Below are 25,968 nucleotides of genomic sequence, written 5' to 3' on the forward strand. Positions count from 1 at the left end.
GCATGCGCGTCGCCGTGGATGCGTTGCCCATCAACAATTTTTCCGGACGCCGCGTCCTGCTCGGGCATTTGCGTAACCTGGCAGCGGCCGGCAGGGGCCGGCACAGCTTCCACGTGCTTCACCATGCGGGCAATCGGGATCTGCGTCGCGACCTCGGCGAGAACGTGGAGTGGCTGGAATGCGCGAGCGGCGCGCAATGGACCCGGCGCCTGATCTGGCAACGCCTGGCGATGCGAGGTCTGCTTCGGCGCATCGGTGCCGACATATTGCTTTCCACTTCAGGGGCCCTGACGCCGGGCGCCGACATTCCCCAGGTGGTCCTGGCGCAGAACCCGTGGTGCTTTTTCCCGGCTTTCCATCGCAGCGCCAACGACAAGCTCAAGGCCAGCCTGCAGCGTTTCGGTTATCGCAGGGCGCAGCGCCGTGCCGAGGCGGTGTTCTATCTTTCGGACTATCTGGCCAGCGCTTACCGCGAAAACGCCGGCGCGCCGCCTCGTCATGGCGAAACCCTGTACGTCGGAGTCGATGATGGCGTGTTCGCGGCGGCCGGGGACGCGTTGCCGCACGGCGAGCGCGAGTTGGCGATCCTCACCGTGTCGGTAATGGCGCGGCACAAGGCCATTGGCGACATCCTGGACGCTTTGCAGTTGCTTCATGCCCGTGGCGTGATGGCCAGGCTCTATCTGGTCGGCCCTTGGGCCGATGCGGACTACCGACGCGAGATCGCCGGACGCATCCAGCGATCGGATCTGGGCGACTACGTCTCCATCACCGGCGCGGTGGACGACGCCGAGCTGGCGGCCTACTACCGCCGTTCGCGCGTTTTCTGTCTGCTGAGCCGCTGCGAGTCCTTCGGCATCCCGGCCGTCGAGGCGCAACTTTTCGGAACGCCATGTGTGGTGGCCGATGCTTGCGCTCCGCCCGAGATAGCCGGCCCCGGCGGGTTGGTCGTTCCCCTGGCCGATGCCCAGGCGACGGCCCTGGCGCTCGAGGGGCTGCTGGAGAACGAGCGGCAATGGGCGACGGCTTCCAAGGCCGCCCTGACCAACGTGGAGCGCTTCCGTTGGGATCGCGTATCCGAGCCATTGCTGCGCTACCTGGACAGACGAGGGACAAGCGCATGACGCTCGATATCGACTCGGCCCGCCAGTCGCGTCCTTATTCGCGCAACGAGTACATCGGCCGCGCGCTGTGGATGCTGGCCTGGCCCTTGTTCCGCTTCAGCCCGCGGCCGCTGTTCGGTTGGAGACGTTTTCTCTTGCGCTGCTTCGGGGCACGCGTCGGTCGCGCTGTGCACATCTATCCGAGCGCCCGCATGGAAATTCCGTGGAACCTCGACATCGGCGACGAATCGAGCATTGGCGAGAACGTACTGGTCTACAGCCTGGGGCCGGTGAAGATCGGTCGGCGTTCCACCGTTTCGCACAATGCCCATCTTTGTGCGGGAAGCCACGACTATCGCGATCCGGCGCTGCCGCTATTGCGCTTGCCGGTGACGATCGGCTCTGACGCCTGGATCTGCGCGCAGAGCTTCGTCGGGCCCGGCATCGTGGTCGGCGATGGCGCGGTGGTCGGCGCGGGCGCCGTCGTCACCCATGACGTCGAGCCCTGGACGGTGGTGGCGGGAAACCCTGCGACCCCGGTCAAGAAGCGCGAACTCCGGACTCGGAAGGACGGATGATCTCCGTCGTCATCCTGACGATGAACGAGGCGGCGAACCTGCCGCGTTGCCTGGACAGCATTCGCTGGTGCGACGATGTGCTCGTGCTCGATTCGGGAAGTACCGATGCGACCGTCGCGCTAGCGACGTCGTCTGGCGCACGCGTGATGAATCGCCGCTTCGACAGCTTCGCCGGTCAACGCAATTACGCGATGGAGCAGGGCGAGCTGCGCCATCCTTGGGTGCTGCATCTCGATGCCGACGAGGTGGTCCGGCCCGAACTCGCGCGGGAGCTGCAGGCGATCGCCGGCGCCGCGTCCTCGCCGTTCCCGGTCTATCGCATCCCGTCACGCATCATTCTGCGCGGTCGCTGGTTGCGGCGTGCCGGCATGTACCCCGCCTACCAGGTGCGTTTCGGGCGTCGCGAAGCTCTGCGTTTCGTCGACCACGGCCACGGTCAGCGCGAGGTTCAGCCGCCCGACCAGGTGGGAACGATCGCTGCGGCATTCGATCACTACAACTTCTCCAAGGGCGTGAACGACTGGTTCGCACGTCACTTGCGTTACGCCAGGGAGGAAGCCCGGCAGAGCTGGCTTGAGCGTGGCGAGTCCTTGCGCGTCTCCGGCCTGTGGAGTGGGGATTCCACGGAACGCCGCCGGGCCCTGAAACGCATCGCCCATCGGCTTCCGTGCCGGCCCTCGTTGCGTTTCTTCTATTCCTATTTCCTGCGCGGAGGCGTCCTGGACGGTAAGGCCGGCCTGCAGTACGCGCGCATGCTGGCGACCTACCAGCGTTTCATCGACATGAACCTGGCCGAGCTGCGCGAGGCGCAGCGGAAGGGCGAATCTTGAGGATATCCATCCTGACCGCGACCTATCGTTGCGAGGATACGATCGCCGATTGCCTCGCCTCGATCGCGCAGCAGACGCACCCGGACATAGAACATCTGGTGATCGATGGTGGCAGCCCGGACGGAACGCTGCGCATCCTCGAGCAGCATCGCACGCGAATATCGCAGTTGATCAGCGAACGCGACGATGGCCTCTACGATGCCTTGAACAAGGGCCTCGCCCTGTGCACCGGCGAGGTCGTCGGCGTCCTGCACGCCGACGACCTGTACGCGGATGCCAGGGTGCTGGAGCGGATCGCGCACATGTTCGAAGATCCTTCTGTCATGGCTTGTTATGGCGACCTGTTGTACGTGCGACGGCAGGACACGGACCGGGTCGTACGCTACTGGCGCGCCGGCGAGTTCGCGAAGGCGAAACTGCGTCGAGGCTGGATGCCGCCGCACCCGGCTTTTTTCGCCCGGCGCTCCCTGTACCAGCGTTTCGGCGGCTTCGATACGGGCTTTCGCATCGCCGCCGACTACGAATCCCTGCTCAGGATGCTGACCAGCCTGGAGGGCCGGGTGGCCTATCTGCCCGAAGTTCTGGTGCGCATGCGTCTGGGCGGCACCAGCAATCGCTCGCTCGGCCAGATCATCCGCAAATCCAGGGAGGACTACCGGGCCATCCGGCGGCACCGGCAAGGTGGCATCGGCACGCTGTTATGGAAGAATCTCTCGAAACTGGGCCAGTTCGTCGGCCATCCCAACCCCAAGAACGCAGCTAAATGAAAAAAGCACTCATCACCGGCATCACCGGCCAGGACGGCGCCTACCTGGCGGAACTCCTGCTAGAGAAGGGCTATGAAGTCCATGGCATCAAGCGAAGGGCCTCGTCCTTCAACACCGACCGCATCGACCATCTCTACCAGGATCCGCATGCGCCCGACCGGCGCCTCGTGCTGCACTACGGCGATCTCACTGACGCGACCAACCTGATCCGCATCCTGCAGCAGGTTCAGCCGGACGAGATCTACAACCTGGGCGCGCAGAGCCACGTGCAGGTCTCGTTCGAAACGCCGGAATACACGGCCAACAGCGACGCGATGGGCACGCTGCGATTGCTGGAGGCTATCCGCATCCTCGGGCTGGAGAAAAAGACGCGCTTCTACCAGGCTTCCACGTCCGAGCTGTACGGCAAGGTGGTCGAAACGCCGCAAACGGAGACGACCCCCTTCTATCCGCGCTCGCCCTACGGCGTGGCCAAGCTCTACGCCTACTGGATCACGGTGAACTACCGCGAAGCCTACGGGCTTTACGCCTGCAACGGCATCCTGTTCAACCACGAATCCCCGTTGCGCGGCGAGACCTTCGTCACGCGCAAGATCACCCGGGCCCTGGCACGCATCCATCTCGGCCTGCAGGATTGCCTCTATCTCGGCAACCTCGATGCAAGGCGCGACTGGGGGCATGCGCGCGACTACGTCGAGATGCAATGGCGCATGCTGCAACAGGACACGCCCGAGGATTACGTGATCGCTACCGGCGTGCAGCATTCGGTGCGCGACTTCGTCACCAAGGCCGCCAACGAGATCGGAGTGACGATCGATTGGCGGGGAAGTGGCGTGGACGAGCGCGGCATCGTCGCTTCCGCACCTGCGGATTCGGCCATGAAGCCGGGGCAGTGCATCACCGCGATCGACCCGCGGTACTTCCGTCCGGCCGAAGTCGAAACCCTGCTGGGCGATCCGAGCAAGGCGCGCGAAAAACTAGGTTGGGTGCCCACGACCTCGTTCGAGTCGCTGGTCGCCGAGATGATGAACGCCGATCTGTCGCTGGCGCGACGCGATGCGTTGGTCAACGATGCCGGTTTCCGGGCGCCGAATCACCATGAATGATGCCGTGATGCCGGCGACGGCCAGGATATTCGTCGCTGGTCATCGCGGGTTGGTCGGTTCGGCGATCGTGCGCCGCCTGCAGGCGGATGGCGCCGACGACCTGCTGCTGCGTACGCGCCAGGAGCTCGATCTGACCGATCAAGGCGCCGTCGCGGCCTTCTTCGCCAAAGAGCGGCCGGAGTACGTATTCCTGGCCGCCGCCAAGGTCGGCGGCATCCACGCCAACAACACGCGGCCGGCGGAATTCCTGCGCGAGAACCTGGCGATCCAGGACAACATCATCCACTCCGCCTGGCAGAACGGCGTCCGGAAATTGTGTTTCCTCGGTTCTTCCTGCATCTATCCGAAGCTGGCGCCGCAACCGCTGAAGGAAGAATATCTGCTGACCGGGCCGCTGGAGCCGACGAACGAGTGGTACGCGATCGCGAAGATCGCCGGCATCAAGCAGTGCCAAGCCTACAGGCGGCAATACGGCTTCGATGCGATCAGCCTGATGCCGACGAATCTTTACGGCCCGGGCGACAACTTCGACTTGCAGAGCTCACATGTACTCCCTGCCATGATTCGCAAGTTCCACGAGGCGAAGCTGACCGGCGCCGGCGAAGTGGTCATCTGGGGCACAGGGACGCCTTTGCGCGAGTTCCTGCACGTCGACGACATGGCCGACGCAGCCGTCTTCCTGATGCGCCACTACTCGGAAGAACAGTTCGTCAACGTCGGCAGTGGATCGGATCTCAGCATCCGTGCGTTGGCCGAGTTGGTGGCCGATGTGGTCGGCTTCGACGGGCGCATCGTCAACGATACGAGCAAGCCCGATGGCACGCCGCGCAAGTTGATGGACGTTTCGCGCCTGCGCGCGATGGGCTGGTCGCCACGCATCGAGCTGCGCGAAGGCATCGAAGGCGCATACCGCTGGTACGTCGAACACGCATGAGGCAACGGTCGTCCGCATGAAGGTGCTGGTCACGGGAGGCGCCGGTTACATCGGCAGCCACGTCTGTCTTGCCTTGAGCGCGCGCGGTCATCGGGTGGTCATCGTCGATTCCTTCGTCAACAGTTCCCGCGGGGTGGTGGCTCGCCTAGAGCGCCTGGCGGGGCATGCAATCGAAGTACATGAGCTCGACCTCCGCGACGAGCCGGCCATGCGAGCGATGATGATCGCCGGCGGATTCGATGCCGTAGTCCATTGCGCTGGTCTGAAGGCGGTCGGCGAGTCCTGCGAACGACCGGAAGAGTACTTTGACAACAATGTCGGCGGCAGCCGGGTCCTGTTCGATGCGATGCGGGCCGCTGGCGTTGCTTCGATCGTGTTCAGTTCTTCCGCGTCGGTCTATGGCGAAGCGAAGACCCTGCCTGTGGGCGAGGATGCTTTCCTGCGTCCGACCAATCCGTATGCGGAAACCAAGCGCGTGGTCGAAGAGATGCTGATGGACTTGAGCAAGGCCGACGCAGCCTTTCTCTCGCTCAGCCTTCGCTATTTCAATCCGGTCGGAGCACATCCCTCTGGCCTGATCGGCGAAGCGCCGGCGGGACGGCCGAACAACCTGATGCCGATGATTTGCCGCGGGGCTGCCGGCGACGAACCGTGCTTGTCGATCTTCGGCGAGGATTGGCCGACGCCAGACGGTAGCGGCGTGCGCGACTATCTACACGTAAGCGATCTCGCGCGTGCGCATGTGGACGCGCTGGATTACCTGCGTCGTCCGGAGCGACGTTCGGCGATCAACCTCGGTACCGGACGCGGCGTCAGCGTGAAAGAGCTGATTCATTCTTTCGAACGCGTTACCGGGGAACGCGTGCCGTTCGTCGTCGCGCCGCGCCGCGCCGGCGATGTCGCCAGCCTGTACGCCGATGCTGCGCTCGCCCACCAGGAGCTTGGATGGTCGGCGGCATTGTCGATCGAGGACATGTGTCGCGATGCCTGGCGCTGGGAATCCCGGCGAAAGCTCATGGAAGCGGGCTGAGTCCTTCCGGCATTCCGGCAACCAGAGGCCCCGGTGACGGGGCCTCTGCATTTGTGGCCTGCGATGGCAGCGGATCGCTACTTCGGTGGATCGGTCCTTCAGTCCCTGAGCCCGATGGCATGGCCATACGGCCTCGGCGAGAACGCGGCCAAACGGAAGCCGGCCTCGCGCATTTCGTTCGAGAGTTCCGTTTCGTCGAACCAATGCACGAAGGCCTGCTGATTCAGGTCGTCGCCGACTTCGGGTCGGCGCCGGTTGAAGCTGAGTGCGGCGAAAATCCTGGCGACGCCATGCTGCAAACGGTCGCGGCGCGAACGCTCCTGTCTCGCCAGGAAGGAGAGCAGGATCGGTGCGCCGGCGACGGCGCGGGAATGCAATCCCCGCAGCATCGCGATGCGTTGCTGGCGTCCCGCGACATGCGTGTACATTCCCCAACCCAGGACGAGGCCGTCGTAAGGGCCGGCGAACCCATCGGGCACGCTATCCGGCGCCGCGCGCAGGACACGACCGGGCAGTTCCGTCTTGGCCAGGGCTCGCTGCGCCGACGCGACGTAGCCGGAATTCGGATCGAAGGCATCGACGACGAAACCAGCCGCGGCCAATGCCAGCAGCTCACGGCCGCCGCCGCAGCCGCCGAGGAGAAGCTTCGATCCGGGAGGGAAATGCCGGTCCAGGGCATCGCGCTCCCAGTCGAACAGGCCGGAGGCGTTGTGATCCGCATCGAGATACAGGCTACGGGCGTCATAGGAGATCGACGTCAATCGTTCCAGCGAGCCACGGCGCAAGAGACCGAGCAGTACGCCGGTGTGCAAGGACTCGATCGCGGCCAGCAGGCGGCGGACGTTCCGGTCGATCGCGTAGACCAGGCGGCTCAAGCGCAGTTCCCGGTTAGCGGCGGAAATGCGCTGATGGCCGGGGGCTGCACTTCAGTCGCTGCGGACGGCATCGATCAGCAGCAGCCGTGCTCGCCGAAATGCGCCTCGCCTTCGTGTACGCCGACGCCGCGGGTCAGGCCCTGTTCGCTGGCCTGATAGTGGTCGGCGATGACTTTGGCGACGACCGAGGTGACCTTCTTGCCGGTCGGGATATGCAGGAACTCGTTCGGGCCGTGCGCGTTGGAATGCGGGCCCAGCACGCCGGTGATCATGAACTGCGCGCCGGGGAACTTCTCGCCGAGCATGCCCATGAAGGGGATCGTGCCGCCTTCGCCCATGTACATCGCCGGTGCGCCGAAGTACGCCTGGCTGGCCTGGTCGATCGCGCTCTCGAGCCACGGCGCGAGCGCGGGCGCATTCCAGCCGGTGGACGACTTCTCCACTTCGAATTCGACCTTGGCGCCGTACGGCGGATTTTCTTCGAGCACGCGCGCCAGCGTTTCGCTCGCCTGTTTCGGGTTCAGCGTCGGCGGCAGGCGCAGGCTCAACTTCACCGCGGTGAACGGACGCAGCACGTTGCCGGCATTGCTCAGCGGCGGCATGCCGTCCACGCCGGTGATCGACAGGGCCGGGCGCCAGGTCCGGTTGAGCACCAACTCGGTCAGGTCCGGATTCATCGGCACCATGCCCGGCAGGAAGGGGAACTTGTCGAAGATGTCGTTGCCGAGCACATCGGCGGCGCGGCGCGCCTGCACGAGCCGCTGCTCGGGGATGTCGACATAAAGGCTCTCGACCAGGATCTTGCCGGTGGCCTGGTCTTCCAGTCGCGAGATCAGCTGGCGCAGGATGCGGAAACTCGACGGCACCACGCCGGACGCGTCGCCCGAATGCACGCCTTCGTGCAGCACGCTGACCTTCAGGTTGCCGCCCGCAAGGCCACGCAACGAGGTCGTGCACCAGAGCTGGTCGTAGTTGCCGCAACCGGAGTCCAGGCAGACGACGAGCGAAGGCTTGCCGATGCGATCGGCCAGGTGATCCACGTAGAAGGGCAGGTCGTAACTGCCCGATTCCTCGCAGGCTTCGATCAGGATCACGCAGCGGCTATGGGGCAGGCCCTGTTCCTTCAACGTGCGGATCGCCGTCAGCGAGCCGAAGATCGCGTAGCCATCGTCGGCGCCACCACGACCGAACAGCTTGTCGCCCTTGATCACCGGTTTCCAGGGGCCGAGATCGTCGGCCCAACCGGTCATCTCCGGCTGCTTGTCCAGATGCCCGTACAGCAGCACGCAGTCGTCGCCCTGGCCCGGGACCTCGATGTAGATCAGCGGCGTGCGTCCTTCCAGGCGCACGACTTCCACCGTCATGCCCGGGATTGCCTGCTTGCGCGCCCAGGCCGCCATCAACTCGGTGGCCGCATCCATGTAACCGTGCTTCTGCCAGTCGGCGTCGAACATCGGCGACTTGTTCGGAATGCGGATGTATTCGACCAGCTGCGGGACGATGTCGCCGTCCCAGGCATCGCTGACGAAATTCTCGGTCTTGGCCTTGTCCATGCGGGGCTCCGGTCTTTGCCGGAATTCTATCAGGCGGCGGGCGGGAGCCCGTCGGGGGCCTGGGCCGCAGGGTTTTTCCTACTGGCCGGCACGCCGTTTTCGCCCGGAAACCGGGTGTTCGGACGATGCGACCGCGGGCGGCGGCTGCCGAGACTGTGTTCGCCGACACGAGCCCGTGCCGGACCCACATCCTCCGGAGACCGTCATGCGCAAGTCCATCCTGATCCTGAAGAGCCTGCTCCTTTCCGCCCTGTTGGCCACCACGGCCTTTGCCGCCCAGAAGGTCAACATCAACAGTGCCGATGCCGCGACGCTCGACCGCGTGCTCGTCGGCATCGGTCCGAGCAAGGCCGAGGCCATCGTCGCCTATCGCAAGGCCAATGGCGCCTTCCGCAGCGCCGATCAGCTCGCCTCGGTGAAGGGCATCGGCCTGTCCACGATCGAGAAGAATCGCGATCGCATCGTCGTCGCGGGCGGTGCGCCCGCGGCGCCCACCAAGGCCGGCGCCGCGGCGAAACCGACGGCTGCACGTCCTGCCGCCAAGCCGGCCGCGCGCCCCGCCTCCGGTGGTTGAACCGATTCCCCATTGCCGCGCCGCTGGCCAGGGGCGCGGCTTTTTTTCTTCAGTTCCGCCGCGCGTGCGTGCCGGTGGGCGAATCGATCGGAGTACCGCATGGCTATCGCGTCCGACAAATCCCCGGTCGACGCCGGGGTTGGAGATTCGCGCCGAGAGCGCGTCTCCGTCGCCGGCCAAGCCTATTACCTGACGGTCAGCACCTTGTTCCGGCGGCCCGTCTTCAGCGACCACGAGGCCGCACGAGCGGTGGCGGCCTTGCATGCGCATCCGCCGGTCTGGGGACGTTCGCGATGCCTGGCCTGGGTGTTGATGCCGGATCACTGGCACGGCCTGGTCGAGTTGGGTGCCGGTGATTCGCTGGAAGGCCTGATGCGACGCTTCAAGTCGATCAGCGCAAGAGCCGTTGAAGCGCGTCATCGCATCAACGGTTGGCTATGGAGCCGCGGATTCCATGATCGCGCCTTGCGTGACGACGAAAGCAAGCGCAAGGTCGCGCGTTATCTGGTGGCGACGCCCTTACGTCTCGGACTCGTCCAGAACGTCGGCGACTATCCCTACTGGGATGCCATCTGGCTCGAAACGAACGGCGGTTCGCCAGCGTCCGATTGAGCGCGCGTCGCGTTCCGCGCTTCGGTGCGTTGGCCTCTCGCCAGGACTTGCATGGCTTGAAGCCGGGCATCCGAGGGCAGACAATCGGCCGATGCGACTGATCCATATTCCCGCCAACGACTACCGGCGCGTGCGCTGGAAGAATGGACTCGGTTGGACGCGGGAAATCCTTCGTTGGCCGGAGGACCGGGAAGACTGGGATTGGCGCCTGTCCATCGCCGAAGTCGACAAGCCGGGGCCGTTCTCCGCGTTCGAAGCCTGCGAACGCGAACTCGTATTGTTGGCGGGACAGGGCATGCGACTGGATTTCGACGACGGCGAGAGCGTAGAACTGTTGCCTCCGCATGGGCGTCATCGTTTTTCCGGCGAGCGCGGGTTGTCCGCCGAACTGCTGGATGGCCCGACCCAGGACTACAACCTCATCTGGCGTCGCGATCGGATCGACGCGCAACTGCTGCATCGTCCGTTGGTGGGGCCGATGGTTTTCTTCACCGAAGCCCAGGTCCGCTGGGCCATCTATGTCCTGAGCGGGTACGCGCGGGTGAAGGACCATCCGAATATTCCGCGACTGGAAGTCGGCGACAGCGCGCTGGTCGAGTCCGGCAGTGGCGAAAGCCATCGCATGATCCTCGATGGCGCCGGCGAGTTGTTGCTGGTAAGGCTCGCGCCGCTCGCTACGAACGTCGCTTGAGGCCTCAGTACACGTCGCGGCGATAGCGACCGGCGGCCATCAGCGCATCGGTCTCGTCGTTGCCCAGCAGCTGCCGCAGGGCAGCATCCACGCCGGGCGCCATGCCTGCCAGGCTACCGCAGACATGGATCGAGGCGCCTTCGCGGATCCATTCGCGCAATGGCCCGCCGTTCTGCAACAGGGCTTCCTGTACGTAGCCGGCATGCACCTGGACTTGTGCGTGCTCGCCCAGCGGGCACTGCAGGGTCGAGCGCGAGTAGCACAGGTCGAGTCGCGAGAGACGCCACTCCCTGAGCCAGGCAGCCAGCTCGCTGGCGTAGTGCGTGTCGTGGGTGGCCGAGCGTTCGCCGAACAACAGCCAGTTGCCATGACGCCCGCGTGCCGTCCGCTCTTTCAGCAGGGCGCGCAATCCGGCGATGCCGGTGCCGTTGCCGATCAGCACCATCGGGCGATCGCCTTCGGGCACATGGAAGCCCGGATTGCGGCGTATGCGCAAGGCGATGGCCTCGCCGGGTTGGGCATGCTGCGTCAGCCAGCCGCTGCCGAGGCCGAGCCGACCTTGCGCGTCGCGCATCTCGCGGACGAGCAATTGCAGGGATCCGTCGTCCGGGATGGAAGCGATGGAGTACTCGCGATGCGGCAAGGCCTGCAAGGAATCGGCGACGGCTTGCTCGGAGCGCCCACGCGCTTGCCCGGCATCGATCAGGCGCGAGCGACGCAGGAGTTCCTGCAGCGAAACCTGCTCGTCGTCGTGCCGCACTCGCGTCTCGCCATCCAGTCCGGCGGCATCCAACCATTCGCGCACCTCGGCCGAGGCGTGCAAAGGGCCGACTTCGGCGATATCGCCCGCGCGCCAGGTCGCCGATTCGCCGACAGGCATGGACAGTTCGAGATGATGCACTGACGCGCCCGGGCTGCCTTCGTTGAGTACGATGCGAGCCTGCAATCGCCAGGGCGAGTAGGCCGGTGCGCTCCAGTCCGGCAGGTCGGTGCGGCCGCAGAGTTGGCCGAGGTGATGCTGCCAGTGCCGCAGCGCACCGGCATCCGCGGCATCGACATCGATGCGGTCGAACAATGCGCGCGCGCCGCTGCGATGCAGCCAGTGATCGAGCTCGCGGCCGAAGGCGCAATAGTGGCTGTAGTTGCTGTCGCCGAGGGCCAGTACCGCGTATTCGACATCGGGAAGGCGGGCGTCCGCGCTCATCAGGTCGCGGGTGAACGCCAGCGCATGATCGGGCGGGTCGCCCTCGCCGGTGGTGCTGGCGATAAAGAGCGCCCGACGGTAGCGCTGCAGCGTGGCGTGGTCGACTTGATGCAGAGGCAACAAGTCCACGGCGATACCGCCGCTCGTCAACGCGACGACGGTATGTTCGGCCAGTTGCTGCGCGAAACCGGTTTGGCTGGCCCAGGCCACGAGGATGGTCGCATCGTCCGGCGCGCTCGCGACCAGAGCAAGGCGCGGCGCCCGGCGGTGCAGGAAGCGGAAGCAGAGCAGGGCATAAGCGACGAGCCACGCACCCGCCCACAACCAGCGTGCCGGGGGTGGCGATGCGTTCCACCAGGCTTCCGTTTGCCAATAGCCGAAGATTGCGCCGACGCCGAGCAGGGAGAGCAACGCGATCGCGTTCCCGGCGAATGATTTCGTGAGTGCCATCGCCCGACTCAGCAAGCCAATACGGCGGCGAACGAAGGCGTCGCGCATTCCCGACCCTCGCGATCCACGAAACGCGCGGCCAGGCCCTTGCCGCAGGCGAAATCGAATCCCTTGCGCGCGCCCATCACCATCAGCGCCGTCGCCCAGGCATCGGCCTGCATGGCGTCCTCGGCCAACACGGAAACCAGATGCGGTGCATCCGCAGCCGGCCTTCCGAGGCGAGGATCGATGCTGTGGCTCAGCCGTTGCCCATCCGCATCCTCGCGGTGGTGCCAGCGGTCGCCCGAACTGGCGATAGCCCGTCGATCCAGTTCGACGACGCATGGCTCATCGTCGCCATCGTCATCGACCAGTACCCGCCATGGCTTGCCGTCGGCTCGGCGCCCGTAGCCGTAAAGTTCGCCGCCGATTTCCACCAATGCACTCGCCACGCCCTCGTCGCGCAGGCAGGCGACCACTAGATCGACGGCATAGCCCTTCGCGATCGCGCACAGATCCAGTTGCAGATCGCCCGGTTGCAGGATCGACTGGTCCTGCGGTCGTCGCTGCATGCGGCGCCAGCCGATTCGTGCCGCCAGGTTGCCGCATTGCTGTCGTTCGAGATCGGCGGTCCGACCAGGCGGTCCGAATCCCCAGGCATCGACGATCGGTCCCACGGTGGGGTCGAAAGCGCCGTCGCTCGCTTCGGCGATGCTCAGCGCGCGGTCGAGCACGTTCCAGAAATCGTTCGGCAGTCGATGCCAACTGCCTGCCGACGCGCGGTTGAAGCGGCTGATGTCCGAATCGGGGTCCCAGTTGCTCATCTGCGCAACGACTCGGGCAAGCTCCGATTCGACGACCGCATGCAGGCGCCGCAGGTCGCGCCCGGGCGCCAACAGGCGCACGGACCAGGTCGTACCCATGCTGGCGCCGCCAAGCGTATCGACGGCGAAGGCGGCGACAGCGTCCAGGCCCATCATGCTCACCGAGGCGGGGAATTACTGCGGCAGCACTTCCAGCGTGACGACATAACCGAGACGGCGCTGCTTGGCCTGCGGCACGGTCGTCTTGTCGTCTTGCGACGAGGTTTCCAGCCAGTACATACCGGCTTCCGGCCAGGTCACGCTGAACTCGCCGTCGTTGCCGGTCTTGAGCTTGATCTCGTCCTGCGCGTTGCGATAGCGCGTACCGCCGCGAACGATTTCGACATCCAGCCCGACCGCCGGCTTGCCGTCGATCGTGAGGCGGAACTTCGCGGGTTCGCCGGCGAACAGGTCGTTCGGATGCGTCAGCGCGACGAGCTCGAGGCCCTGGCCGCTGCCCTTCAGCACGCCGTCGCTCGGCTTGCCGTTGGTCACGTAGGTTTCCACGCGACTGATGGACTGCGAGACCTGCAGGTTCTTCGCGTCCTTCGGCACTTCGGTGGCGAAGGTGGCCGGCGTGCCGCGCCAACGCTTCGGTTGGCCGTTCTCGTCCCACTGCGCGACCGTGTAGTCGTTGGTCACGCCGATGCGATACGTGCCCTGCTGCTTGAGTTCGACGTCGAACACGGTGCGGTATTTGCCGGTCGCGCTGTTCTGCGCGTCCACGCGGCTGCCGTCCGGCGCAACGATCGCGAGGTTCTCGGTGCGCAGGGGCACGTGGTTGAAGTAGAACAGGTCGTTCGAGACGGCGGCGTCGACGGTGACCCAGGGGTTGTTGCCGGCCAGCACCGTCTGCGAGGGCTGCAACCAGGCTTTGTGGGCCTGCGCGCCGAACGGGAGCATCAGGGCGAGGGCGAGTACGGCGAGGCGGGGGCTGCGGTTCATTCGGAAGCTCCAGTGCGGAATCGTTGTCTTGGAAGAAGGATCAGGGCGTGGTGCTCAGCGTGATCTCGCCGAGCTCGCTGCTGCCCTTGGCGCTGCCGCTGCTCTTGCCGCGCCATTTGAAAGGGATGCGCAGCAATTCGCGACCGCCGACTTCGCGCGCGGCTTCGATCGCGAGCACATAGTCTCCGGCCGGCAATTTCGCCAGCTCGGGATGGCTCTCGTCGAACTTGATGCTGTGCTTGCCGACTGGGCGCGTGGCGCCGGTGACGCCATCGACAGGAACCTTCAGGTCGCGACCGCTGCGTCGCCACCATTGGCGAAGATCGGGCAGCCACTTCGTGCCGGCGCCTTCATTCGTCGCCTTCTGCTGGTACCAGACGGCGAGGTTAGCGACGGCGGTCTGGTCGCCCTTTTCGACCCAGATGGCCACGTAGGGACGATGGTATTCGGCGACCTTGAGCTGCGGAATCTGCAGGTTGAGGTCGATCTCAGCGGCATGGGCCGGCAGTACGAGCAGGCCGCCGACGACGAGGGTGATTTGGGCGCGCATGGGAACTCCGCGAGTCAGTGGATGAAGATCAGGGCAAGCAGGACCGGCAGGACCAGCCCCAAGCCGACATAAGGCCAGGTCATGCTTCGCTGCCGCGCATGCATCTGCAGCAGGAACAGTCCGGTGATGCAGAACACGAGGCAGGCGATCGCGATCACGTCGATGAACCAGCGCCAGGCCGCGCCGGTGTTGCGCCCCTTGTGCAGGTCGTTGAGGTAGGCGATCCAGCCGCGCGTCGTGCGTTCGTATTGGACCGCGCCACTGGCGCGATCGATGCTGAGCCAGGCGTCGCCGCCGGGGCGCGGCAGGGACAGATAGACTTCGTCGGCCGACCACTCGGCTTTCTGCGCACCGATGCTGACGGGCAGCGCGTCGTTCAACCAATCGGCCACGGCGCCGGGCAGCGGCGCTTCGCCTTCGTTCTTCGCCGGCAGTGCAGCTCGCAGCGCATCGGGCAGCATCGCCTTCAAGGAGAGCGTTTCCGGCGTCGCTTCGATCGCCGAAGAATGATTCAGCGTGATGCCGGTGATGGCGAACACCAGCATGCCGACCAGGCAGACGGCGGAACTGATCCAATGCCACTGGTGCAGCGTGCGCAACCAGAAACCGCGGCGCTGCTGCCGATCGGCGATGTCCTTGGCGCTGCCGGCGCTGCCCATCAGATGTCGGACCAGCGGCGCAACAGGTTGTGGTAGACGCCCGTGAGCTGCACGAGCGAAGGATGATCGGGCACATCGCGGGTCAGCACGCGCAGGGCGACGTCCATTTCGAACATCAGGCGCCGCTGCGCGTCTTCCCGCAGCAGGCTCTGGATCCAGAAGAAGGACGCGACCCGCTCGCCGCGCGTGACCGGCGTGACGCGGTGCAGGCTGGTGCCGGGATACAGCACCATGTCGCCGGCCGCGAGCTTCACGCTTTGCGTGCCGAAGGTGTCTTCGATCACCAGCTCGCCGCCGTCGTAGTCTTCCGGCGAATTCAGGAACAAGGTCGCCGACAGGTCAGTGCGCACCGGCTCGGAGCCGCCGCGGCTGCGGTCGTAGCGCACGGCGTTGTCGACGTGGAATCCGAAGGATTGCCCGCCTGCGTAACGGTTGAATAGCGGCGGGTAGATCCGGCGAGGCAACGCAGCCGAAAAGAAGGTGGAGTTGCGGCCGAGGGCATCGAGCACCAGCTTGCCCAATTCGATCGCGACCGGATCGTTCTCCGGCAGCTGCGCGTTGTCCTTGGCTTTGGCGGACTGATGGCCGGCCGTGATGCGCCCGTCGGCCCAGCCGGCCGCTGCCAGTCGAGCCCGGCAATGGGCCAGCTGTTCGGCATTCAGGATGTTCGGGATATGCAGCAGCATGGGGGTTTTCCAACGAGCAAGCCCCGACCATTGTGCATGGTCGGGGCGCGCTTCGAACAACCGCTTGGCGTCAGAACCGGTAGGTCGCGCTCAGCACCGCCGAGCGGGCGGCGCCGGGCGTGGCCCAGCCGTTGTTGCGGATGCGGGTGAAGTAGTCCTCGTCGAGCAGGTTGTCGATGTTGAGTTGCAGGCTGAACTGGTCGTCGAAGCGGTAGCCGGCCATCGCGCGATGCGTGGTGTAGCCACCGACTTCCAGCGCGTTCGCCGTGCTGGCCAGCACGTAGTCGCCCTGGTAGGTGATGCCGTAACCGAAGGTCCAATCCTTGTTCGTGTAGGTCGTCCACAGGCTGGCCGAGTGTTCCGGCGTGTTCGGCAGGGGATTGCCGGCCTGGGCGTCGATGCCGGTCTGTTCCAGCACGCCATCCGACACGCTCTGCAACACTTCGCTGTCGAGGTGCGTGTAGTTGGCGAAGATCGACCAGTTCTCGTTGATCTGGCCGACCGCGCCGAGCGAAATGCCGTCCACGCGGGCTTGGCCATCGAGCTGCTGGATGCCGGACGGATTGTCCGGGTTGCCCGGGTCGGCGACGCGATAGTTGGTGCGCTCGTTGCGGAAGATCGCCGCCGTCAGCATCAGCCGCTCGTTCAACAGGTTCCACTTGGTGCCGAGCTCGATGTTTTCCGCCGACTCGGGATCGACGCCGCAGTTCTGCACGGTGCACGAGCCGTTGACCGACGCCTTGGACGGCGTCTTCGAGTTGGCGTAGGAAAGATAGACGCTGCCGTTCTCTGCTGGCTTGAATACGACCGCGCTGCGCCAGGAGAACAGGTTGTCCTCGTTGTCGAACACGGTCGCATTGCCGTTCTGAAGGCCGAGGTTAGGGCCCGTGGTGAAGTAGGCGCGGCTCAGCGTGCTGCCGGAATTGTGTTCGTAGCGGGCGCCGAGGTTCAGCTCCCACTGCGGGTTGAACTTCAGGGTGTCGAAGACGTAAAGAGCCTGGTTTTCCAGCTCTCCTTCGGTGCGCCCGGCGCGGATGTAGTTCTGTGGTCCGTAGTAGAAGTTATCCGGATCGTGCAGATCCATCGTGTCGTAGACCGGCGTCGCGCCAGTGGCGGAACGCTGGGTATTGCCGTTGTCGAGATCGTAGGTTTCGCGGGCGAAGGACAGGCCGACGACCAGGGCATGTTCGATGGAGCCGGTGTTGAAACGCGCGGTCAGGTCGTTCTGCAGCACCGTCAGCGTGTTGGTCGTATCGCGCGTCGTGCCGCGCGGGCCGCTGGGCACGTACGTGCCAGGGCTGCCGCAGGCCGCGCCGGTGGCGGGGTTGATGCCGCTGTCCAGGCACCAGGTGCCCTGGGCCGGGTTCACCAGGGTGAACTGGTCGACCGTCTGGTAGCGCGCCGCCGTGCGGAAGGTGATCTTGTCGCTGAAATCGTGCTCGAAGATGCCGGTGACGGTATCGACGTCGATCTCCTGCGTGTCCATGTTGCGGTAGCCGAAGTAGTGCTCGCGGTCCACGCCCGGCAGCAGGCCACCGTAGGCCGGGTAGAAGGGCAGGCCGTATTCCGGCACGTTCTCGTCGTGCTGGTGCACGTAGCTCAGGGTCAGGCGGGTCGGCGTGCCCAGGCCAAAGGTGACCGTCGGCGCGAAGCCGACGCGTTTGTATTCTTCGACGTCGCGCTGGGGCACGTCGTTCCGATGCAGCATCGCGTTCAGGCGCAGGGCGATGCCGTTCTCGAAATCGATGTTGCTGTCCGCCGTGGCACGCATATAGCTGTCGCTGCCCGCGCCCAGCGAGAACGAATGCGTGTCGCCTTCGTGCGCGCGCTTGCTGACCAGGTTGATATTGCCGCCGACCGAGCCGGCGCCCGAATAGACGGAGTTCGCGCCGTTGACCAGCTCCAGCGATTCCAGGTTGAAGTTGTCGCTGCGCGTGTACAAGGCGCTATCGCGCAGACCGTCGGCGGTGATGTCGTTGGTGGCGTCGAAGCCGCGCAGGTTCACCTTGTCGCCGTAGCCGCCGCCGCCTTCGCCGGCGCCGAAAGTGATGCCGGGCAGGGTACTCAGTATGTCGCGCAGGCCGACCAGGTTCTGCTGGTCCATCACCTGCTTGGTCACGACCGTGATCGTCTGGGGCGTATCGAGCATGGGTTCGGTGTACTTCACCGAATCGGGCTTTTCGATGTGTTCGGCGACGACTTCGACTTCGCCGATCTTCTTGGCGTTGGTCTTGGGCGCGTCGGCGGCGAGGTCGTCGGCCAGGGCCGGGACGCTGAAGGACAGGAGCAGGGCCGCGGCGAGCGGGCTGAGACGGGGAAGAGAGCGGGACATCGAATGGAATCCGGAATTCTTGTTGTTGGGGGCATGCCTGGCGGCATGGGGCGAATCTTAATGATAATGATTCGCAAACACAACAAGAATCTGCCGATCGTCGCGTCATCCGCCTTGAGTTGGGCGGGCCTCAGTGCCTCAGCGGTCGTCGCGGGTCCAGACCATGCCGTCCTCGATCTTCACCGGGAACTTGGCGGTCGGCAGATAAGCGGGTGCGCACAATGCTTCGCCGGTGCGCAGGTCGAAGCGGGCACCGTGCCGCGGGCATTCGATTTCGAAGCCTTCGATCGGCCCGCCCGCCAGTTCGCCGCCATCATGCGTGCAGACATCCTCCAGCGCGTACAACTCGCCATCCACGTTGAACACGGCGATGGCGGTATCGCCGTCGTAAGCGACCTGGAACTCGCCGGGCAGCAGCTCGTTCAGCGCGCAGACGCGGATCCAGTCGTTCATCGGCAAGCTCAGGCGCGCAGCGGCTTTTCGAGAATCTCGAAGCGAAGATCATCGCGTTTCGGCAGACCGAAACGCGCATCGCCATACGGAAACGGCTTCTTGATGCCGGTGCGGATGTAGCCACGACGTTCGTAGAAGGCGATCAGTTCGTCGCGGATGTCGATGACGGTCATGCGCATGCTGGCTGTCCGCCAGTCTTCGCGAACGATGCGCTCGGCTTCTTCCAGGACGATCTTGCCGATGCCGCCACCCTGTTGCTGCGGGTCGACCGAAAACATGCCGAAATAGCCGGCCCCGTCTTCGATAGCGACATGCGCGCAGGCGAGCAAGGCGCCGTCGCGTTCGGCCAGCAGCAAGCGGCTTTGCGGCTTCGACAGGATGGCTTCGATGTCGTCGGCGCCGGTGCGACGGCCGTCGAGGAAATCGGCCTCGGTGGTCCAGCCGACGCGACTGGCGTCGCCTCGGTAGGCCGATTCGACGAGTGCGACGACGGCATCGATATCGGCGGGCGTGGCGGCGCGGAACTGGATGTCTGACATGCGTTGGCTACCGGGTTCAGGCGAGAAGTTTGCGGACCTTGGCGATGCCATCGGCCAGCGCGTCCACTTCCTCGATCGTGTTGTAGAAAGCCAGCGACGCGCGGCAAGTGGCCGGCACGCCGTAGAACTGCATCAACGGGTGGGCGCAATGATGGCCGGAGCGCACGGCGATACCTTCGACGTCCAGCAAGGTCGCCAGGTCGTGCGCATGCGCGCCGTCGACCAGGAAGGAAATGACCGCGGCTTTTTCCTTCGCGTTGCCGATGATGCGCAAGCCCGGGATCGCCGACAGCCGATCGTTCGCGTGCGCGAGAAGCGTCTGTTCGCGCGCGTCGATTTCGGCCATGCCGATGTTCGACAGATAGTCGACGGCCGCGCCGAGTCCAACCACGCCGGCGATATTTGGCGTTCCGGCTTCGAATTTATGCGGCGGATCGTTGAACGTCGTTTTCTCGAAACGAACTTCCTTGATCATCTCGCCGCCGCCGAAGAACGGCGGCATGGTTTCGAGATGTTCGCGCCGTGCCCAGAGGCCGCCGGTGCCGGTCGGGCCGAGCATCTTGTGGCCGGTGAAGGCGTAGAAATCGCAGCCGAGCGACGGAATGTCCACGGGGCGGTGGGGAACCGCCTGCGATCCGTCGATGACGGTGACGATGCCGCGACGTCGCGCTTCGCGACTGATCTCGCCGACGGGATTGACCGTGCCGAGCACGTTCGAAACATGCGCGAGGCCCAGCAGCTTCACGTCCGGCGTCATCGCTTTCCACAGGGCATCGAGATCGAGGTCGCCCTCGGGCGTGATCTCGGCGACCTTGATCGTCGCGCCCACGCGCTCGGCGATGATCTGCCAGGGCACGATGTTGGCGTGGTGTTCCATGCGCGAAAGCAGGATCGCATCGCCGGCCTTCAGCGTCGGCAGGGCATGACTGTAGGCGACAAGGTTCATCGCCTGCGTCGTGCCCGAGGTCAGGACAAGGTCGGCGGGGCGCACGTTGAGGAAGGCGGCAAGACGGCGGCGCGCGCCTTCGTAGGCCTCCGTGGCTTCGGTGCCGAGCGTGTGCACCGCGCGCGAGACATTGGCGTTGTGGGCGCGATAGAAATCGTCCACCGCGTCGATGACGGCCTGCGGCTTCTGCGAGGTATTGGCAGAATCCAGGTACACCAGCGGCTTGCCGTTGACCGTCCGGCTAAGCACGGGGAAATCGGCGCGCAGCGCCGTCCAATCGATCGCAGCGCTCATGCTTGCGTCCCGATGGTGGCGAGACGCGCTTCGATGCGCTGCGTCAGCGAATCGATCGCGGCGAGCTCCGGCATGGGCGACAGGGCTTCGCGCAGGAACGCCTGGGTCAGCAGCGCGCGGGCCTGCGCTTCGTCGATGCCGCGCGAGCGCAGGTAGAACAGCGCGGTCGGATCGAGTCGCCCGACGGTGGCACCGTGCGCCGCCTTGACTTCGTCGGCGTGGATTTCGAGCACCGGTTGCGTATCGATCTCGGCGTTGTCGGACAGCAGCAGGTTCTTGTTCGATAGAGCGGCATCGCTGCCGTCCGCGCCTTCGCGGATCAGGATGCCGCCGTGGAAGGCCACGCGACCGCGATCGGTGGCCAGTCCCCGCCAGCGCAGGTCGCAGCGCGTGTCGCGTGCGACATGTTCGATGCCGAGCCGCGTGTCGACGTGACGACGGCCGCTGCCGAGCAGGGCGCCGCCGGAAACCAGGCTGGCGCCGTCGCCGCGCAGCGAGACATTCAGTTCGTGCCGGGACAGGCCAGCGCCGAGTTCGAGATCGACGCGGCGGTATTCAGCACCCGACGCCAGCACAGCATCGGTTCGCTGGACCAGGGTGGCGCCGTCTGCCGTGTCCTGAATGCGCGCATGCACGAGTTCGGCACCTTCGCCAAGCTCGACTTGCAGCAAGTGGTTGTCCAGGTGCCGGTGCTCGCCGCTAGCGAGATGGTGCTCCACCACGGTCAGACGAGCGCGTGCTCCGATGCGGATGCGATGGCGCAGGTGCGTGGCGACATCGACATCCAGCGGACGGCCGAGAAAGACGAGGTGCACGGGAATGTCGACGCTGATGTCGTCCGGGACTTCGACCAATGCGCCACCCCGTTCCAGTGCGCTGTTCAGTTGGGCGAAAACCTCATCCGGCCGCCCGAAGGGGCCTGCAGGCGCATCACTCCAGTCGGGCTGCCATCCGAAGCTCGTGCCATCGGCGCTCCACCGGGACAGGTCGGATGAGAAATCGCCGTTGACGAACACCAGTCTCGGCCCATCGATCGAGTCCAGCCATGCAGGAGTCTGCAGGTTGTCAGCGGAGCTGAAATCCACCGAAAAGCGACGAGCGGCCAGTGCGCGCAAAGACGTGTACTTCCAACGCTCGCTGCGCAGGCTAGGCAAGTCGTTGGCAAGCGCTTGGTCCAGCGCAGCTCGGCGTCGAGGCGCAAGCACGCCATCATCGGCCAGGCGGTCGGCGGCTTCGGTCAGCGATTGCAGCAGCGCGCTCACGGGATCACTCTGTCCTTCACCCACGAGTAACCGTGTTCCTCGAGCTGCAACGCCAGCTCCGGACCGCCGGACTCGACGATGCGGCCCTCGGCCAGCACGTGCACGACGTCGGGCTTGATGTAGTCGAGCAGGCGCTGGTAATGCGTGATGACGAGGAAGGCGCGGTCCGGCGAGCGCATCAGGTTCACGCCATCGGCGACCGCTTTCAGGGCATCGATGTCGAGACCGGAATCGGTCTCGTCGAGCACCGCCAGCTTCGGTTCGAGCAAGGCAAGCTGGAAGATCTCGTTGCGTTTCTTCTCGCCGCCGCTGAAACCCTCGTTGACGGCGCGGTGCAGCAGCTCGTCCTTCAGGTGCAGGACCGACAGCTTCTCGCGCACGAGCTTCAGGAACTGCATCGAGTCGAGCTCGGGCTGGCCGCGGCGCTTGCGCTGCCCGTTCAGGGCGGCGCGCAGGAAATAGGTATTGTTCACGCCCGGGATTTCGACCGGATACTGGAAGGCGAGGAAGACGCCTTCGGCAGCGCGCTCTTCCGGCTCCAGCGCCAACAGGTCGCGGCCTTCAAAGGTCACCGAGCCTTCGACGACGTCATAGCCTTCGCGACCGGCCAGCACGTTGCCGAGCGTGGACTTGCCGGCGCCGTTCGGTCCCATCAGGGCATGCACTTCGCCGGCTTTCACTTCCAGCGAAAGGCCCTTGAGGATGTCCTTGCCGGCGACGCGGACGTGGAGGTTTTCGATCTTCAGCATTTGCTTTCTTTCCGTAGGGTGGGCCTTGGCCCACCGACTCTTGTTGCAAGGCAATGGCGGGCTTGAGCCCGCCCTACATCACCCCACCGCACCCTCAAGCGAAACTTCCAGCAGTTTCTTCGCCTCGACGGCGAATTCCATCGGCAGTTCGCGGAAGACCTGCTTGCAGAAGCCGTCGACGATCATCGACACCGCGTCTTCCTCGCCGATGCCGCGGGCACGGCAATAGAACAATTGGTCCTCGCTGATCTTCGATGTCGTTGCTTCGTGCTCGACCGTCGCGCCCGGATTCTTCACCTCGATGTAGGGGAAGGTATGGGCGCCGCAGCGCTTGCCGATCAGCAGCGAATCGCATTGCGTATGGTTGCGGGCGCCATCGGCCGTCTTCTCGACCTTGACCAGGCCGCGATAGGTATTCTGTCCGCGGCCGGCGCTGATGCCCTTGGAGACGATCTTCGACTTCGTGTTCCGGCCGATATGGATCATCTTCGTGCCGGTGTCGGCCTGTTGGCGATGGTGCGTCAAGGCGACCGAATGGAATTCGCCGACGGAGTCGTCGCCGAGCAGCACGCAACTCGGATATTTCCAGGTGATGGCCGATCCGGTTTCGACCTGCGTCCAGCTGATCTTGCTGCGCGCGCCGCGGCATTCGCCGCGCTTGGTGACGAAGTTGTAGATGCCGCCAACGCCGTTCTCGTCGCCGGGATACCAGTTCTGCACGGTCGAATACTTGATCTCGGCATCGGCCAGCGCCACCAGCTCCACCACGGCCGCATGCAGCTGGTTCTCGTCGCGCATCGGCGCGGTGCAGCCTTCCAGGTACGAAACGTAGGCCTTGTCTTCGCAGATGATCAGCGTGCGCTCGAACTGACCGGTGTCGCGGGCATTGATGCGGAAATAGGTGCTCAGCTCCATCGGGCAGCGCACGCCCTTCGGGATGAAGACGAAGCTGCCATCGGAGAACACGGCCGAGTTCAGCGCGGCGAAGTAGTTGTCGCCGACCGGCACGACGCTGCCGAGGTACTGGCGCACCAGGTCCGGGTGTTCGTGAACCGCTTCCGACAGCGAGCAGAAGATCACGCCTTTCTCGGCCAGTTCCTTCTTGAACGTGGTACCGACCGACACCGAATCGAATACCGCATCGACCGCGACGCCGGCGAGGCGCGCGCGTTCGTGCAGCGGAACGCCGAGTTTTTCGTAGGTGTCGAGCAATTCCTGCGGCACCTCGTCGAGCGAGGCGTATTTGGCTTTCGGGGCCGCGTAGTAACTGACGGCCTGGAAATCGATCGGATCGATTTTCAGCTTGGCCCAGTTCGGCATCGGCATGGTCAGCCAGTGGCGATAGGCCTTGAGCCGCCATTCGGTCAACCATTCCGGCTCATTCTTCTTGGCCGAGATGAAGCGCACCACGTCCTCGTTCAGGCCGGGCGGCAGGGTGTCGGTCTCGATGTCAGTGACGAAGCCGGCGCTGTACTTGCGTTCGAGCGCGCGTTCGATCTCGAGGTTTTCAGTCTGCATGGCCGGCCTCCGTCGCAAGGCTCAGCGGGATGCGTCGGGCGCGCGGCCTGCTCGGCACCGGCGCGAACATCTGCGCCAGGCTGACGCCGCGCAGGGCGTCGGCGACGACATCGTTGATATGGCGCCAGTTGCCGCGCACGCCGCAATGCGATTCGTGTTCGCACTGGCTGTGTTCGCCCGAGCATTCGGTCATGCCGAGCCGGCCTTCCATCGCTTCGACGATCTCAATCAGGCTGATTTCGGCGGCCGCGCGCGCAAGCCGGTAACCGCCGTTGCTGCCGCGAAAACTTTCGACCAGGCCCGCGTGGGCGAGGGGCTTGAGCACCTTGCTTACCGTCGGCAGCTCAAGATGGGCGCGCTCGGCCAGCTCGGCCGCGCTGAGGACGCGATCGGGCGAATCGGCCAGGGCGGTCAGGACGACCGTGGCGTAGTCGGTGAGTTTGGTGACGCGCAGCATGGGCTGGGCCGTTCCTGCGATAAATCCGTACTGAAATTGTACGGTATTGCGCGGGGCGGCTCAATCCAGGGGTTCAGGCCCCAAGCTGCTTGTCGGGCCGACAAGCCGTCGCCGAAACGGCGACGGCCCGTAGTTTCGGACCCGGCGAGATCAGGCGGCGTGCTTGGCCAGGCCTTCGGCGGCGAGCGCGGCCTGCACGGCCGGCCGCTTGGCGACGCGCTGACGGAAAGCCAACAGGTTCGGGAACGGCGTCAGGTCCACGCCAACGAAGCCAGCCCAGCCCGTGACGACGAACAGATAGGCGTCGGCGGCGGTGAAGACATTGCCGGTCAGGAATTCGTGCTTGCCCAGCTCGATCTCGACCGTCTCCAGGCGCTTGGCCAGCGCTTCCTTGCCGATCTGCTTGGCTTCGGCCGGCATCTTCGGATTGAACAAGGAGCTGAAGCCCTTGTGGATTTCGGAGGTGATGAAGTTCAGCCAGGACTGCAGGCGATACCGCGCCAGCGTGCCGTTGGCGGGCGCCAGGCCCGAGTCCGGCACCTGGTCGGCGATGTATTGCATGATCGCCGGGCCTTCGGTCAGAACGACGCCGGGTTCGATCTCCAGCGCCGGCACGTAGCCGTTGCGGTTGATGGCGAAGTAATCCTTGCCGCCGTCGTAGGTTTTCTTGCTCTTGTCGACCAGGACCAGCTCGAAGGGAAGGCCAGCTTCGTTCAGCAGGATGTGCGGGGCCTGCGAGCAGACGCCGGGCATATAGAACAGTTTCATGGGGTCACCTTTGCGTTGAGGTGATACCAGTGTGGGCGCCGGGGGACGCGCCTTAAACCCGCGCGGGCGCAACACCCCATTGCATCGTTGCAATGGCGGTCAGCGAGGTCGTGGGCGCGTGACGAGGATTTGCGCCACAATATGCGCTTTCATCCTGCCTGCAGCCCATGTCCTCCGATCTCATCGTCACCCGCCGCTCCCGCATCCATGGCAACGGCGTGTTCGCCGCCGCGAACATCAAGAAGGGCACGCGCCTGATCCAGTACAAGGGCCAGCTGCGCTCGCACAAGGAAGTGGATCGCGTGTACGGCGACGAGACCGAGACCGGCCACACCTTCCTGTTCACGTTGAACGATACCTATGTGATCGATGCCAACGTGCATGGCAACGACGCGCGCTGGATCAACCACAGTTGCGATCCGAACTGCGAAGCCGAACACGTCGAGGACGAGGACGAGGATCCGGCGCGCGACGCCATCTTCATCGACGCATTGCGCGATATCGCCGAGGGCGAGGAACTGACCTACAACTACGGCATCGTGCTCGACGAAGCGCACACGCCGCAGATGAAGAAGCTCTGGGCCTGCCACTGCGGCTCGAAGAAATGCACCGGCACGATGCTGCAGCCCAAGCGGGCGAAGAAGAAGTAAGCGGTTTTCAG

Annotated in this window: 28 protein-coding genes; 11 read left to right on the forward strand and 17 right to left on the reverse strand. The window is 65.0% G+C overall.

Annotated features, from left to right (window positions below):
* Nucleotides 1–2: 2 nt before the first annotated feature.
* The 7 genes from QM707_RS11260 (at nucleotide 3) to galE (ending at nucleotide 6,348) form a co-directional block, all read left to right on the forward strand.
* On the forward strand, nucleotides 3–1,124 hold the full coding sequence (locus QM707_RS11260) for a glycosyltransferase (RefSeq protein ID WP_415001961.1): 1,122 nt from the start codon (nucleotides 3–5) through the stop codon (nucleotides 1,122–1,124).
* A gap of 191 nt (nucleotides 1,125–1,315) precedes the next feature.
* A complete protein-coding gene (locus tag QM707_RS11265; protein ID WP_415002151.1) occupies nucleotides 1,316–1,681 on the forward strand; it encodes a DapH/DapD/GlmU-related protein in 366 nt (121 codons plus the stop codon).
* Nucleotides 1,678–2,511 carry a glycosyltransferase family 2 protein gene (locus QM707_RS11270; RefSeq protein ID WP_415001962.1) on the forward strand — a complete coding sequence of 278 codons (834 nt, stop codon included), beginning with the start codon at nucleotides 1,678–1,680 and terminating at the stop codon, nucleotides 2,509–2,511. The genes QM707_RS11265 and QM707_RS11270 overlap by 4 nt, the downstream gene beginning before the upstream one ends.
* The gene (locus tag QM707_RS11275; RefSeq protein WP_415001963.1) at nucleotides 2,508–3,278 is read left to right on the forward strand and encodes a glycosyltransferase family 2 protein; all 771 of its coding nucleotides are present in this window, start codon (nucleotides 2,508–2,510) and stop codon (nucleotides 3,276–3,278) included. The genes QM707_RS11270 and QM707_RS11275 overlap by 4 nt, the downstream gene beginning before the upstream one ends.
* Nucleotides 3,275–4,384 (forward strand): GDP-mannose 4,6-dehydratase, encoded by a 1,110-nt coding sequence (gene gmd / locus QM707_RS11280; protein WP_415001964.1) that lies wholly within the window; start codon nucleotides 3,275–3,277, stop codon nucleotides 4,382–4,384. Before QM707_RS11275 ends, gmd begins: the two co-directional genes overlap by 4 nt.
* Nucleotides 4,377–5,318: a GDP-L-fucose synthase gene (gene fcl, locus QM707_RS11285; protein WP_415001965.1), complete on the forward strand. Its 942-nt coding sequence runs from the start codon at nucleotides 4,377–4,379 to the stop codon at nucleotides 5,316–5,318. The genes gmd and fcl overlap by 8 nt, the downstream gene beginning before the upstream one ends.
* A gap of 16 nt (nucleotides 5,319–5,334) precedes the next feature.
* The gene (gene galE, locus QM707_RS11290) at nucleotides 5,335–6,348 is read left to right on the forward strand and encodes a UDP-glucose 4-epimerase GalE (protein WP_415001966.1); all 1,014 of its coding nucleotides are present in this window, start codon (nucleotides 5,335–5,337) and stop codon (nucleotides 6,346–6,348) included.
* Between the two features lie 98 nt (nucleotides 6,349–6,446).
* On the opposite strand, the gene QM707_RS11295 is transcribed toward galE, so the two are convergent.
* Together QM707_RS11295 and QM707_RS11300 are read right to left on the reverse strand one after the other, a co-directional pair.
* Nucleotides 6,447–7,223 (reverse strand): hypothetical protein, encoded by a 777-nt coding sequence (locus tag QM707_RS11295; protein ID WP_415001967.1) that lies wholly within the window; start codon nucleotides 7,221–7,223, stop codon nucleotides 6,447–6,449.
* A gap of 74 nt (nucleotides 7,224–7,297) precedes the next feature.
* The gene (locus tag QM707_RS11300) at nucleotides 7,298–8,776 is read right to left on the reverse strand and encodes a M20 family metallopeptidase (protein ID WP_415001968.1); all 1,479 of its coding nucleotides are present in this window, start codon (nucleotides 8,774–8,776) and stop codon (nucleotides 7,298–7,300) included.
* A 205-nt stretch (nucleotides 8,777–8,981) separates the two neighbouring features.
* Between QM707_RS11300 and QM707_RS11305 the strand changes: the two genes are divergently transcribed.
* The 3 genes from QM707_RS11305 (at nucleotide 8,982) to QM707_RS11315 (ending at nucleotide 10,653) form a co-directional block, all read left to right on the forward strand.
* Nucleotides 8,982–9,350, forward strand: a complete 369-nt coding sequence (locus QM707_RS11305; RefSeq protein WP_415001969.1) for a ComEA family DNA-binding protein — start codon at nucleotides 8,982–8,984, stop codon at nucleotides 9,348–9,350.
* Between the two features lie 99 nt (nucleotides 9,351–9,449).
* On the forward strand, nucleotides 9,450–9,962 hold the full coding sequence (locus tag QM707_RS11310; protein ID WP_415001970.1) for an REP-associated tyrosine transposase: 513 nt from the start codon (nucleotides 9,450–9,452) through the stop codon (nucleotides 9,960–9,962).
* Between the two features lie 91 nt (nucleotides 9,963–10,053).
* Nucleotides 10,054–10,653, forward strand: a complete 600-nt coding sequence (locus QM707_RS11315; RefSeq protein WP_415001971.1) for a HutD family protein — start codon at nucleotides 10,054–10,056, stop codon at nucleotides 10,651–10,653.
* A gap of 4 nt (nucleotides 10,654–10,657) precedes the next feature.
* Here QM707_RS11315 and QM707_RS11320 read toward each other — a convergent pair whose 3' ends face one another.
* The 15 genes from QM707_RS11320 to gstA form a co-directional block, all read right to left on the reverse strand.
* A complete protein-coding gene (locus QM707_RS11320) occupies nucleotides 10,658–12,307 on the reverse strand; it encodes a flavodoxin domain-containing protein (protein ID WP_415001972.1) in 1,650 nt (549 codons plus the stop codon).
* An 8-nt stretch (nucleotides 12,308–12,315) separates the two neighbouring features.
* Complete coding sequence (locus tag QM707_RS11325) at nucleotides 12,316–13,263, reverse strand: FAD:protein FMN transferase (protein ID WP_415001973.1); 948 nt, start codon at nucleotides 13,261–13,263, stop codon at nucleotides 12,316–12,318.
* Nucleotides 13,264–13,284: 21 nt separating this feature from the next.
* Nucleotides 13,285–14,094 (reverse strand): DUF4198 domain-containing protein, encoded by an 810-nt coding sequence (locus tag QM707_RS11330; RefSeq protein WP_415001974.1) that lies wholly within the window; start codon nucleotides 14,092–14,094, stop codon nucleotides 13,285–13,287.
* A 40-nt stretch (nucleotides 14,095–14,134) separates the two neighbouring features.
* Nucleotides 14,135–14,644, reverse strand: a complete 510-nt coding sequence (locus QM707_RS11335; RefSeq protein WP_415001975.1) for a DUF2271 domain-containing protein — start codon at nucleotides 14,642–14,644, stop codon at nucleotides 14,135–14,137.
* Nucleotides 14,645–14,658: 14 nt separating this feature from the next.
* On the reverse strand, nucleotides 14,659–15,303 hold the full coding sequence (locus QM707_RS11340; RefSeq protein WP_415001976.1) for a PepSY-associated TM helix domain-containing protein: 645 nt from the start codon (nucleotides 15,301–15,303) through the stop codon (nucleotides 14,659–14,661).
* The gene (locus QM707_RS11345; protein WP_415001977.1) at nucleotides 15,303–15,989 is read right to left on the reverse strand and encodes a Fe2+-dependent dioxygenase; all 687 of its coding nucleotides are present in this window, start codon (nucleotides 15,987–15,989) and stop codon (nucleotides 15,303–15,305) included. The genes QM707_RS11340 and QM707_RS11345 overlap by 1 nt, the downstream gene beginning before the upstream one ends.
* 70 nt (nucleotides 15,990–16,059) lie before the next feature.
* Entirely contained in the window at nucleotides 16,060–18,321 is a 2,262-nt protein-coding gene (locus QM707_RS11350; protein WP_415001978.1) for a TonB-dependent receptor, read from the reverse strand.
* 138 nt (nucleotides 18,322–18,459) lie between these two features.
* Nucleotides 18,460–18,774 (reverse strand): non-heme iron oxygenase ferredoxin subunit, encoded by a 315-nt coding sequence (locus tag QM707_RS11355; protein WP_415001979.1) that lies wholly within the window; start codon nucleotides 18,772–18,774, stop codon nucleotides 18,460–18,462.
* Between the two features lie 8 nt (nucleotides 18,775–18,782).
* Nucleotides 18,783–19,313, reverse strand: coding sequence for a GNAT family N-acetyltransferase (locus tag QM707_RS11360; RefSeq protein ID WP_415001980.1), 531 nt, complete (start codon nucleotides 19,311–19,313; stop codon nucleotides 18,783–18,785).
* A 16-nt stretch (nucleotides 19,314–19,329) separates the two neighbouring features.
* The gene (locus QM707_RS11365) at nucleotides 19,330–20,553 is read right to left on the reverse strand and encodes a cysteine desulfurase (protein WP_415001981.1); all 1,224 of its coding nucleotides are present in this window, start codon (nucleotides 20,551–20,553) and stop codon (nucleotides 19,330–19,332) included.
* On the reverse strand, nucleotides 20,550–21,794 hold the full coding sequence (sufD, locus tag QM707_RS11370) for a Fe-S cluster assembly protein SufD (protein ID WP_415002152.1): 1,245 nt from the start codon (nucleotides 21,792–21,794) through the stop codon (nucleotides 20,550–20,552). The genes QM707_RS11365 and sufD overlap by 4 nt, the downstream gene beginning before the upstream one ends.
* Before the next feature lie 17 nt (nucleotides 21,795–21,811).
* Nucleotides 21,812–22,564: a Fe-S cluster assembly ATPase SufC gene (gene sufC, locus QM707_RS11375; protein WP_415001982.1), complete on the reverse strand. Its 753-nt coding sequence runs from the start codon at nucleotides 22,562–22,564 to the stop codon at nucleotides 21,812–21,814.
* A gap of 78 nt (nucleotides 22,565–22,642) precedes the next feature.
* Entirely contained in the window at nucleotides 22,643–24,082 is a 1,440-nt protein-coding gene (gene sufB, locus QM707_RS11380) for a Fe-S cluster assembly protein SufB (protein WP_415001983.1), read from the reverse strand.
* Nucleotides 24,072–24,539: an SUF system Fe-S cluster assembly regulator gene (locus QM707_RS11385; RefSeq protein WP_415001984.1), complete on the reverse strand. Its 468-nt coding sequence runs from the start codon at nucleotides 24,537–24,539 to the stop codon at nucleotides 24,072–24,074. The genes sufB and QM707_RS11385 overlap by 11 nt, the downstream gene beginning before the upstream one ends.
* A 150-nt stretch (nucleotides 24,540–24,689) precedes the next feature.
* Complete coding sequence (gene gstA, locus QM707_RS11390; protein WP_415001985.1) at nucleotides 24,690–25,307, reverse strand: glutathione transferase GstA; 618 nt, start codon at nucleotides 25,305–25,307, stop codon at nucleotides 24,690–24,692.
* Between the two features lie 167 nt (nucleotides 25,308–25,474).
* On the opposite strand from gstA, the gene QM707_RS11395 reads away from it, so the two are divergent.
* The gene (locus QM707_RS11395; RefSeq protein ID WP_415001986.1) at nucleotides 25,475–25,957 is read left to right on the forward strand and encodes an SET domain-containing protein; all 483 of its coding nucleotides are present in this window, start codon (nucleotides 25,475–25,477) and stop codon (nucleotides 25,955–25,957) included.
* Nucleotides 25,958–25,968 lie beyond the last annotated feature (11 nt).

Source organism: Arenimonas sp. (assembly GCF_047602345.1).
In the GTDB taxonomy this organism is placed as follows: Bacteria; Pseudomonadota; Gammaproteobacteria; order Xanthomonadales; family Xanthomonadaceae; genus Arenimonas.

What these genes read in the sequence shown, in the direction of transcription:
- QM707_RS11260 (WP_415001961.1), top strand. Translation starts at nt 3, where the DNA reads ATGCGCGTCGCCGTGGATGCGTTGCCCATCAACAATTTTTCCGGACGC.
- QM707_RS11265 (WP_415002151.1), top strand. Translation starts at nt 1,316, where the DNA reads ATGGAAATTCCGTGGAACCTCGACATCGGCGACGAATCGAGCATTGGC.
- QM707_RS11270 (WP_415001962.1), top strand. Translation starts at nt 1,678, where the DNA reads ATGATCTCCGTCGTCATCCTGACGATGAACGAGGCGGCGAACCTGCCG.
- gmd (WP_415001964.1), top strand. Translation starts at nt 3,275, where the DNA reads ATGAAAAAAGCACTCATCACCGGCATCACCGGCCAGGACGGCGCCTAC.
- fcl (WP_415001965.1), top strand. Translation starts at nt 4,377, where the DNA reads ATGAATGATGCCGTGATGCCGGCGACGGCCAGGATATTCGTCGCTGGT.
- galE (WP_415001966.1), top strand. Translation starts at nt 5,335, where the DNA reads ATGAAGGTGCTGGTCACGGGAGGCGCCGGTTACATCGGCAGCCACGTC.
- QM707_RS11300 (WP_415001968.1), bottom strand. Translation starts at nt 8,776, where the DNA reads ATGGACAAGGCCAAGACCGAGAATTTCGTCAGCGATGCCTGGGACGGC.
- QM707_RS11305 (WP_415001969.1), top strand. Translation starts at nt 8,982, where the DNA reads ATGCGCAAGTCCATCCTGATCCTGAAGAGCCTGCTCCTTTCCGCCCTG.
- QM707_RS11310 (WP_415001970.1), top strand. Translation starts at nt 9,450, where the DNA reads ATGGCTATCGCGTCCGACAAATCCCCGGTCGACGCCGGGGTTGGAGAT.
- QM707_RS11315 (WP_415001971.1), top strand. Translation starts at nt 10,054, where the DNA reads ATGCGACTGATCCATATTCCCGCCAACGACTACCGGCGCGTGCGCTGG.
- QM707_RS11320 (WP_415001972.1), bottom strand. Translation starts at nt 12,307, where the DNA reads ATGGCACTCACGAAATCATTCGCCGGGAACGCGATCGCGTTGCTCTCC.
- QM707_RS11325 (WP_415001973.1), bottom strand. Translation starts at nt 13,263, where the DNA reads ATGGGCCTGGACGCTGTCGCCGCCTTCGCCGTCGATACGCTTGGCGGC.
- QM707_RS11330 (WP_415001974.1), bottom strand. Translation starts at nt 14,094, where the DNA reads ATGAACCGCAGCCCCCGCCTCGCCGTACTCGCCCTCGCCCTGATGCTC.
- QM707_RS11335 (WP_415001975.1), bottom strand. Translation starts at nt 14,644, where the DNA reads ATGCGCGCCCAAATCACCCTCGTCGTCGGCGGCCTGCTCGTACTGCCG.
- QM707_RS11340 (WP_415001976.1), bottom strand. Translation starts at nt 15,303, where the DNA reads ATGGGCAGCGCCGGCAGCGCCAAGGACATCGCCGATCGGCAGCAGCGC.
- QM707_RS11345 (WP_415001977.1), bottom strand. Translation starts at nt 15,989, where the DNA reads ATGCTGCTGCATATCCCGAACATCCTGAATGCCGAACAGCTGGCCCAT.
- QM707_RS11350 (WP_415001978.1), bottom strand. Translation starts at nt 18,321, where the DNA reads ATGTCCCGCTCTCTTCCCCGTCTCAGCCCGCTCGCCGCGGCCCTGCTC.
- QM707_RS11355 (WP_415001979.1), bottom strand. Translation starts at nt 18,774, where the DNA reads ATGAACGACTGGATCCGCGTCTGCGCGCTGAACGAGCTGCTGCCCGGC.
- QM707_RS11360 (WP_415001980.1), bottom strand. Translation starts at nt 19,313, where the DNA reads ATGTCAGACATCCAGTTCCGCGCCGCCACGCCCGCCGATATCGATGCC.
- QM707_RS11365 (WP_415001981.1), bottom strand. Translation starts at nt 20,553, where the DNA reads ATGAGCGCTGCGATCGATTGGACGGCGCTGCGCGCCGATTTCCCCGTG.
- sufC (WP_415001982.1), bottom strand. Translation starts at nt 22,564, where the DNA reads ATGCTGAAGATCGAAAACCTCCACGTCCGCGTCGCCGGCAAGGACATC.
- sufB (WP_415001983.1), bottom strand. Translation starts at nt 24,082, where the DNA reads ATGCAGACTGAAAACCTCGAGATCGAACGCGCGCTCGAACGCAAGTAC.
- QM707_RS11385 (WP_415001984.1), bottom strand. Translation starts at nt 24,539, where the DNA reads ATGCTGCGCGTCACCAAACTCACCGACTACGCCACGGTCGTCCTGACC.
- gstA (WP_415001985.1), bottom strand. Translation starts at nt 25,307, where the DNA reads ATGAAACTGTTCTATATGCCCGGCGTCTGCTCGCAGGCCCCGCACATC.
- QM707_RS11395 (WP_415001986.1), top strand. Translation starts at nt 25,475, where the DNA reads ATGTCCTCCGATCTCATCGTCACCCGCCGCTCCCGCATCCATGGCAAC.